At 34.7% G+C, this 9,128-nt stretch carries 8 protein-coding genes and 1 tRNA gene; 1 reads left to right on the top strand and 8 read right to left on the bottom strand.

Going from position 1 to position 9,128, the window contains the following annotated elements:
- Positions 1-2: 2 nt before the first annotated feature.
- Positions 3-76, bottom strand: a tRNA-Cys gene (locus SPJ17_RS07905).
- A gap of 158 nt (positions 77-234) precedes the next feature.
- Here SPJ17_RS07905 and SPJ17_RS07900 point away from each other — a divergent pair.
- Positions 235-2,352 (top strand): AAA family ATPase, encoded by a 2,118-nt coding sequence (locus SPJ17_RS07900; protein ID WP_321094502.1) that lies wholly within the window; start codon positions 235-237, stop codon positions 2,350-2,352.
- A gap of 63 nt (positions 2,353-2,415) precedes the next feature.
- On the opposite strand, the gene SPJ17_RS07895 is transcribed toward SPJ17_RS07900, so the two are convergent.
- The 7 genes from SPJ17_RS07895 to SPJ17_RS07865 form a co-directional block, all read right to left on the bottom strand.
- Positions 2,416-2,691, bottom strand: a complete 276-nt coding sequence (locus SPJ17_RS07895; protein ID WP_321094499.1) for a hypothetical protein — start codon at positions 2,689-2,691, stop codon at positions 2,416-2,418.
- A gap of 35 nt (positions 2,692-2,726) precedes the next feature.
- Complete coding sequence (gene rsmH, locus SPJ17_RS07890) at positions 2,727-3,650, bottom strand: 16S rRNA (cytosine(1402)-N(4))-methyltransferase RsmH (RefSeq protein ID WP_321094497.1); 924 nt, start codon at positions 3,648-3,650, stop codon at positions 2,727-2,729.
- 111 nt (positions 3,651-3,761) lie between these two features.
- Positions 3,762-3,956, bottom strand: coding sequence for a 50S ribosomal protein L32 (gene rpmF, locus SPJ17_RS07885; protein ID WP_321094495.1), 195 nt, complete (start codon positions 3,954-3,956; stop codon positions 3,762-3,764).
- Between the two features lie 12 nt (positions 3,957-3,968).
- On the bottom strand, positions 3,969-4,424 hold the full coding sequence (locus SPJ17_RS07880; RefSeq protein WP_321094493.1) for a DUF177 domain-containing protein: 456 nt from the start codon (positions 4,422-4,424) through the stop codon (positions 3,969-3,971).
- Positions 4,425-4,520: 96 nt separating this feature from the next.
- The gene (locus SPJ17_RS07875; RefSeq protein WP_321094491.1) at positions 4,521-6,062 is read right to left on the bottom strand and encodes an ABC-F family ATP-binding cassette domain-containing protein; all 1,542 of its coding nucleotides are present in this window, start codon (positions 6,060-6,062) and stop codon (positions 4,521-4,523) included.
- A gap of 53 nt (positions 6,063-6,115) precedes the next feature.
- Positions 6,116-8,035: a threonine--tRNA ligase gene (thrS, locus tag SPJ17_RS07870; protein WP_321094489.1), complete on the bottom strand. Its 1,920-nt coding sequence runs from the start codon at positions 8,033-8,035 to the stop codon at positions 6,116-6,118.
- Between the two features lie 332 nt (positions 8,036-8,367).
- A partial coding sequence (locus SPJ17_RS07865; protein ID WP_321094487.1) for an ATP-binding protein occupies positions 8,368-9,128 on the bottom strand: 761 nt, incomplete at its 5' end.

Here is a 9,128-nt window from a genome sequence, read left to right as displayed (position 1 = left end):
AATGGAGGACCCGATCGGATTCGAACCAACGATCAGGCAGTTGCAGTGCCGTGCCTTACCACTTGGCTACGGGTCCATATTCGTGAACGCTTCTATTATACTGAAATGACATACTAATGTCAAACATATTTTTATTGTTTTTCTACTTTTTGGCACTCTACACTTGACAGTGCCAATTTTTAATATTATAATAGAGTTGACTTAGGTGAGAGAGTCAGAAAGGTGTGATGATATATGCAGTATAATAACGAACAAAATGAAAATGAAAATGTACTTGAAAAATATGGAAGAGACATTGTTGCGCTTGCCAGGGAAGGAAAAATTGATCCCGTTATCGGACGTGATGAAGAAATCCGTAGGATCATCAAAATCCTTTCAAGAAAAACAAAAAATAATCCTGTATTAATTGGAGAACCAGGTGTTGGTAAAACAGCAATCATTGAAGGTTTAGCTAGACGTATTGTAGCAAACGATGTTCCTACTACATTAAAAGATAAATCTATCTTTGAACTAGATATGGGAGCTCTTGTTGCAGGTGCTAAATTTAGGGGTGAATTTGAAGAAAGACTTAAGGCGGTATTAAATAAGGTTAAGGAATCCGATGGTAAAATCATTATGTTTATTGATGAAATCCACCTTATTGTTGGCGCTGGTAAGGCAGATGGTGCACTAGATGCATCCAATATGCTAAAGCCAATGCTTGCTAGAGGCGAGCTTCACTGTATTGGTGCTACTACCTTAAAGGAATATAGGGAATATATCGAAAAGGATAGTGCACTTGAGCGTAGATTCCAAAAGGTTTTAGTTTCTGAGCCTACAGTTGAAGATACAATCTCTATATTACGTGGCATTAAGGAAAGATTTGAACTACATCATGGTGTAACCATAATGGATAATGCGATTGTAGCTGCAGCAACACTATCGAATCGTTATATTACCGATAGATTCTTGCCAGATAAGGCTATTGATTTAATTGATGAGGCTTGTGCTTCTTGTCGTATGGAAATCGATTCTAAGCCTACTTCTTTGGATGATGCTGATAGAAAGATTGCCCAATTAAAGATTGAGCAAATGGCACTAAAGAAAGAGTCCGACGACGTTTCTAAGAAGAGATTGGTTGCTATTACGGATGAGCTTTCAAAGCTTGAGAGTGAAGCGAAAGAATTAACTGAAAAATGGCAAAAGGAAAAAGCTGAAATCAGCAAATATAAGGATATTAAAAAGGAACTAGAGGATAAGAAATTTGAACTTGAAAAGGCCTTTAACGAAGGAAATTATAAGAAAGCATCTGAGCTTCAGTATTCTCTAATTCCATCCCTTGAAATGCAAATCAAGGCATATCAAGAAAAATCTAAGGAAGACCATTTACTTTCCGAATCTGTAGATGAGGAGGCTGTAGCTGAGGTTGTTGCTAAATGGACAAATATTCCAATTTCAAAGCTAATGCAAGGTGAAAGAGAAAAGATTTTATCTCTTGCAGAAACACTTAAGGAAAGGGTAATCGGCCAAGATAGTGCAGTTGAATTAATTAGTGATGCTATCATTAGACAGCGTGCCGGAATTAAGGATGAAAATAAGCCTATTGGTTCCTTCTTATTCTTAGGTCCTACTGGAGTTGGTAAAACAGAGCTTGCGAAAGCCTTAGCTGAAGCATTATTTGATTCAGAATCTCATATTGTAAGATTAGATATGAGTGAATATATGGAGCAATACTCTGTATCTAAGCTTATAGGCTCTGCCCCAGGATATGTAGGATATGAGGAGGGAGGACAGCTAACGGAAAAGGTTAGACGTAATCCTTATTCTATCGTATTATTTGATGAAATTGAAAAAGCTCACCATGATGTATTTAATATTCTACTTCAAATCCTTGATGATGGTAGATTAACAGATTCTCAAGGAAGATGCGTAGATTTTAAGAACACAATCATCATTATGACATCAAATATTGGTTCTGATATCCTTCTTTCTCATGATGCAAATAAGGAAGCTATGGTAAATCAATTATTAAAGGAAAACTTTAAGCCAGAATTCTTAAATCGTATCGATGAGATTATCACATTTAATCCTTTAACAAAGGATGTACAATTAAAGATTGTTACAAAGATGCTAAAGAATTTAAATATGAGATTAATTACACAGGGTATCGATATGACTTTTGCAGATTCTTTAAAGCAATATATCCTAGATCAAGCCTTTGATGAGGCATATGGTGCAAGACCAGTAAAAAGATATATTACAAAATACATTGAAACATTTATCGCAGCAAAGATTATCAAGGGTGAAATAAAGCCTAATATTCCATATGTTATGGATGCAGTAAATAACGAAATAAGATTACTTCATAAATAGTACATTGAGCCACTTTTGTGGCTCTTTTCTTTATATAAAAGAAAAAGGGCATGTGCCCTTATCTTAAATACCAATAAATCCTAAAATTGCTAATGCTGCAAATACTACAAATAGTATAGATAATACAAGTAAAGCAGTTTTATTCTTGATTGTAGTTCTAAGCCAAGTCCAACCAAAGACTAAAGCAATTACAGTTAAAACGATGGATGCAATCATTTTAATACTGCCAAAAACTCCTGCTACAGCTGGAATCCAGTGTAAGCACCATGCGATACCTGCAGCAAATAAAATGATGAAGGCTAAGAAGCCTACCCACCAAGCTAATGTATTCTTTTTCATTATAAATTCCTCCTTAATTTCTTTCTATTATACCACTATTTCTTTTCAATGATTCTCATTTTTGCAGAATGTGCTCGATTATTTTCTAAAAGCTCCTCTTCGTTAGCAACAATAGGCTTTTTAGTAATTAGTTCATATGGTGCTTCTATACCAACAATAGGTACTCCTTTTGGAATATCTATGGTACTTCTTTCCTTAAATACTGTTTTACATATTCTATCCTCAAGAGAATGGAAGGTAATCACTACTGCTCTACCTTTAGAATTTAGCATTTCTAATGCATCATTAATAGAAACCTCAAAGACTCGAAGCTCATCGTTAACGGCAATTCTTAAGGCCTGGAAGATCTGTTTTGCAGGATGTCCCTTTTTGGATAATACCTTAGCAGGTAGTGCACTCTTAATTACATCGACTAGCTCAAAGGTAGTATGAATCCTTCTTTTTTCTCTTTCGCGCTCAATCGCTCTTGCGATTTGCTTAGAAAATGGATCCTCACCATATCTTGTAAAGATTCGCATTAAATCATTAAAGCTCCAACTATTCACAATAATTTCAGCAGTCAATTCCTGGCTTTGATTCATTCTCATATCGAGTGGTGCATCATAATTATAGGAAAAGCCTCTTTCTGGTATATCAAATTGGAAGGAGGAAACTCCTAAATCGTATAATATACCATCGATTTTCCATACACCAAGCTTGTTTAATTCACTTTTTATATTTACAAAATTAGATTTAATGAAGGTATAATTCTCCTTAGAAATAGGATCTAATACCTCCTTGCTTCTAGTATAAGCATATTCATCCTGGTCGAAGCAATATAAATGCCCTGTTGTAAGCTTAGATAGTATATGGCTTGAATGTCCACCACCACCTGTAGTAGCATCTACATAGATTCCATTTGGTTTAATATTTAATCCTTCTATTGCTTCATTTAATAAAACACTTTTATGTATATACATAATATCAACTCCTCATTCATTATAAATGAATTCAAGTATAAAATCTATCATATATAGAAAATAGGCTCCCCTGGAGCCTATTTCTATCAGCAATATTTTCTTAAAATGAAATTATTCCTCAACTTTTTCTGCCTTAGGAGCTACAACCTGCTTGCCTTTGTAGAAACCACAGTTTGAACATACTCTATGAGCTAATGTTAATTCACCACAGTTTGGACAAGTGATCATTCCTGGAACATTTAATGCTAAGTGAGAACGTCTTACTCTTTTCTTCATCTTAGAAGTTCTTCTGAAAGGTACTGCCATCTTTTACACCTCCTAGATTAAATCTTTTAATGCTGCGAATGCAGGATTAATATCTGACTTTTCTTCCTCTTTTGGTTCTGGATCAGATTCAAATTCACAAAGAGTATAGCTCATTGGCTTTTCACAAAGAATATTCGTAAGAATTGCTTCCTTTGTGTTTAATGTAATTCCATCGATTAGGAATACATCTTCTAGAGTTTCATCCTTAGTAAAAATCTCTTCTGCCCTAGTATCAATAGGATAGGAAACAGGTTCTAGCGATACAGAATCCTCTAATGTAAGCTCACATACAATATGGAAGCTTATATGGTAGGTATCTATACCTCTTTCCCTAATTGTAGATGTTACATGAACATTAGATACGGATATAATATCCTCAAATCCGTTAAGGACATCGGTTAAATCTATATCCTCCTCTACAGTATATGGGAAGGTAACCTTTCTTAACTGAGCCAGAGTTAACTGCATAAAAATCACCTCAGCATTGTCTATTATAAGTGTATGATAATGAAATGTCAAGAAGAAAATCATTTCCTTTTATTATATAAAAGGGGGATTAATTCTCTACTCAAACTTTAATTCCATATCGACTAAACCTTCATAAAAATCATCCTCATGTGTAACTAAAATTACAGAACCAGGGAATTTATCTATAGCCTCCCAAAGCTCTGCTTTGGATAATACATCTAAATGATTCGTAGGCTCATCAAAAATTAATATATTACTTTTTTTCATTGTCATTAGGGCAAGCCTTACCTTAGTTTGCTGCCCACCAGAAAGCTGACACATTGGCTTTACGGCGAGGTCCCCCTTAATTCCAACAGAGGCAAGCACACTTCTTAATTCTCCATCGGTCTTTAAATGATAATAATATCTTAAATATTCTATTGGAGTTGTCAGGGCATCATATACTTCCTCTTGGGCAAAATAGTTTAAATCACCACTAGGATTCCATACGTATTTGCCTTTAAGGGGTGGAATAAGTCCCATAATCGTTTTTAAAATCGTAGATTTACCTACACCATTATGGCCTAAAATTGCAATCTTTTGGTTTTGCTTCATCAAAAACTCTAAGTCCTCTAAGACTACCTTATCCTTATAACCTACGGTAAGGTGATCTAGCTTTAATACCTCTTGACCTAACCCTTTAGAGAATGGGAAGGTAATATGCATAGGCTCATGGTTCATAGGCTTTTCTAAAACCTGAATCTTTTCAAGCATTTTTCTTCTGGATTGTGCACGTGCTGTAGTTGTTGCACGAACAATATTCTTTTGAATAAATTCCTGTGTTCTTTTTATAAAGGCCTGTTGGTTTATATAGGCTTGCTTATATTGCTCTTCTCTTAAATCCTTTTCCTTAAGATATAATTCGTAAGGCATATTATACCTGACCATATTCTTATTTGATAGATTATATACAACCTCACCAATCGCCTTTAAGAAGCCCTCATCGTGAGAAATGACAACAAAAGCCTTTGGAAAGCTCTTTAAATAATCCCCAAGCCATTCGATATGTGCTACATCTAAGAAATTGGTAGGCTCATCCATTAATAGTACATCTGGCGCTTCAAGCAAAAGCTTAGCTAAATATACCTTAGCACGCTGTCCACCAGATAGCTTAGATAATTCTGTATCTAGTCCATATTCTCGAATCCCTAAGCCATTGATCATATTTCCCATTGTAGAATTCATTGCATAAAAGTTTTCTTTATCTAGCTCATCTTGAATGGCTTGTGCATAGTTCAAATATTTCTCATATTCATATTCTTCGCATGTAGCAAGCTTATCATAATAGGAATTCATTAATTTTTCCTTTTCCATTAAAGGCTTAAATACATCGCTAATATAATCTATGATAGATATATCCTGCTTTACCTTTAATTGCTGGTCTAAATAAGCATAGGTAATGCCATTCATCCATGTAATTTTACCAGCATCAGGAATTAAGTTTTTTGCAATCAAATTCATGAATGTGGATTTACCACACCCATTGTCACCAACTAATACAATATGATCCTTTTGAAGGATTCTAAAGGATACATCGTTAAAAAGATTATTATCTGTATATTTAAATTTAAGGCCTTCTACTTCAAGTAATCCTCCCATAGAATCATCTCCTTTTTGAAAAAAGGCCTAAGGGATTATCTTAGGCCATAATTTTACTTCTTTTCTTCGTTAAATTTAACCATCATATTTAAGAATTCTTCTTTAGAAACAGTTACCTGTTCCTTCTTTCCATATTCTCTATATGTAATAGTACCATCCTTAACCTCATTATCACCAATAACTAACTGATATGGGATCTTCTTCATCTGAGCTTCACGAATCTTGTATCCAAGCTTTTCTTCTCTATCGTCCATTTTTACACGAATTCTCTTTTGCTTTAGCATAGATACAATTTCATTAGAATAATCTAGATGGAATTGATTGTTCACAGGAATAACCATTACCTGTACTGGAGCTAGCCATACAGGAAGTACACCCTTAGTTTCTTCAAGTAGGAAGGCAACAAATCGATCCATAGAGCCTAGGATTGCTCTATGAATAACTACAGGTCTTACCTTTTGGTTATTTTGATCGACATAGGTTAATTCAAATCTTTCTGGTAGCTGATAATCTAGCTGAATCGTAGATAAGGTTACATCATGACCGATTGCGCTTCGAACCTGTACATCAAGCTTAGGTCCATAGAATGCAGCCTCACCTAAAGCCTCATAATAATCGACACCTAATTCCTTTAAAACCTCACGAAGTTCGTTTTCGCTTCTTTCCCATAATTCATCATTGCCGAAATATTTCTCTGTATTTTCCTTATCACGTAAGGATAGACGGAATTTATAATTCTCGAATCCAAAATCCTTATAAACGTCTAAAATTAGCTTTGTAACAGCCTTGAATTCCTGTGCAATTTGATCTGGGCGGCAAAAAATATGAGAATCGTTTTGAGAGAACGCTCTTGTTCTTTCAATGCCAGTTAACGCGCCAGATGCCTCATATCTAAAGTCATTTGCAATTTCAGCAATTCTTACAGGTAAATCTCTATAGGAATGTGGCTTTGATCTAAACATTACCATGTGATGAGGACAGTTCATAGGTCTTAATACATATGCCTCATCATCAAGTTCCATTGCAGGGAACATATCATCCTTGTAATGAGCCCAGTGACCAGATGTCTTATATAATTCAACATTACCTAAGGATGGAGTCATAACATGCTGGTATCCTAAATCATATTCCTTATCCATGATGTAATCGGATAATAGTCTTCTTACGATAAATCCATTAGGTAGCCACATAGGAAGTCCTCTACCTACTAAATCATCAAACATAAAGATTTGCATATCACGACCAAGCTTTCTATGGTCACGCTGCTTTCTATCCTCTAGTACCTCTAAATGATGCGCTAAGGCCTCAGGAGTTGCCCAGCAAGTACCATAAACTCTAGTTAATACATCATTCTTAGAGTCGCCTCTCCAGTATGCACCTGCAACACTTAAAAGTTTAAAATTCTTAATTAAGCCTGTTGATATTACATGAGGTCCACGGCATACATCACTATATTCACCCTGCTCATAAATACCAACCATGTCATCACTTATGGCATCAATTAATTCTATTTTATATTTATCGCTTGCAAATTTAGCCTTTGCATCTGCCTTAGATAGCATATAATGCTTAATAGGTAAATTTTCCTTAACGATTTTTTGCATTTCCTTTTCAATCTTAGGTAAATCTTCATTTGTGATTACCTCAGGAATTGCAAAATCATAGTAGAATCCTTCTTCGATTGAAGGACCTACACCAAATCTTGTACCAGGGTATAGACGAGCCATTGCCTGAGCCATTAAGTGAGCACAGGAGTGATTGATAACCTCAAATGCTCTTTCATCATCGAAGGTTACTAAATCAAGCTTTCCATCCTCCACAAGTGGCATCTTTAAATCTACAAGACGTCCATTGAATTCTGCAACACAGCATTTCTTTGCAAGGCTTGGGGATAATTCCTTTGCTACTTCAATAATTAGCTTACCCTCTAAAACCTCAAGTACACTTTCATCCTTTAAAGTAATTTTTAACATAATATCTTCCTCCAATAAAAAAATCCTTAAGAATAATATCTTAAGGACGTATAATCGCGGTACCACCTTAGCTTCCAGATTAAAATAATCTGACACTCAATTCACCTTTAACGCAGGAATACGGAATGACATTTCCTTCATTCATCTCCAAGGTAGTAATATAAAGATTTTCTTTGGCATTTTCACCAGCTAGCCATCTCTTATGAAGAAAATTTTCTTTATATCTTGTCCTCTTCATTGATAAAATAATTATACTCGATTGTATTTCCTAAATCAACAGAATTCTTAAATTGTATTTAAAATTTGAAAATGGAGATTATATAAATCTCCAATTATCTATTATAAAATGTTGAATCATCCATATTTAATACTTCTGCTAGAGAAGTTAATCTAGAAAGAATTCTATCCGCCTTAAGCTTTGATGATGCAGAATCATCGATAGCTAAATGCTTTTTCAAATCATTAGGATTCAGATTTGATGAAAAATAGATAGGCTTCTTCGCCATCATACGGTAATTAATGATAGGACCTAATATTTCATCTCTTAACCATGGTGTCATATTTTCACTACCTAAATCATCAAGCATTAATACCTCAATATCCTTAAGCATATTGATTAGCTCTTCAAATCTATTTGTTCCTATAGCACCCTTTAAATCTAAAACCAAATCAGGGAAATAGATCAGTAAGGAAGGCACATTTCTTTTCGAAAGCTCATTTGCAATAACAGCTAACGCATAGGTTTTGCCTCTAGAGAAAGAACCATAAAGTAGTAATCCTTTATCGAAGGATTCCCCATTCTTTTTTAATCCATATTCTGTAATATGGGCAAAAATCTTCTTTCTAGATTCCGAATTTGTATCGAAGGATTCAAGCTTTGCATCTAATATGCCATCAGGCAAATACAAGGTTTTTATTAAAGAGTTTCTCTTTTGTCTTTCTACTCTTTGATATTTGCATTCTTCTATTGAGAATTCATCAAATTCGTTTACTGAAAGGCAATATCCTTTCTCATTGTTTTTGCAATAATCTAAGCCCTTGCATCTTGCGCAATGTCTTCTTTCCTCATACATTAAGGCAAAATCATTGACAT

The organism is Anaeroplasma sp., from assembly GCF_034179385.1.
Classification (GTDB): Bacteria; Bacillota_I; Bacilli_A; order Acholeplasmatales; family Anaeroplasmataceae; genus Anaeroplasma.
The sequence above is the reverse complement of the archived record's forward strand: the minus strand, read 5'-3'. Positions and strand labels throughout refer to the sequence as shown.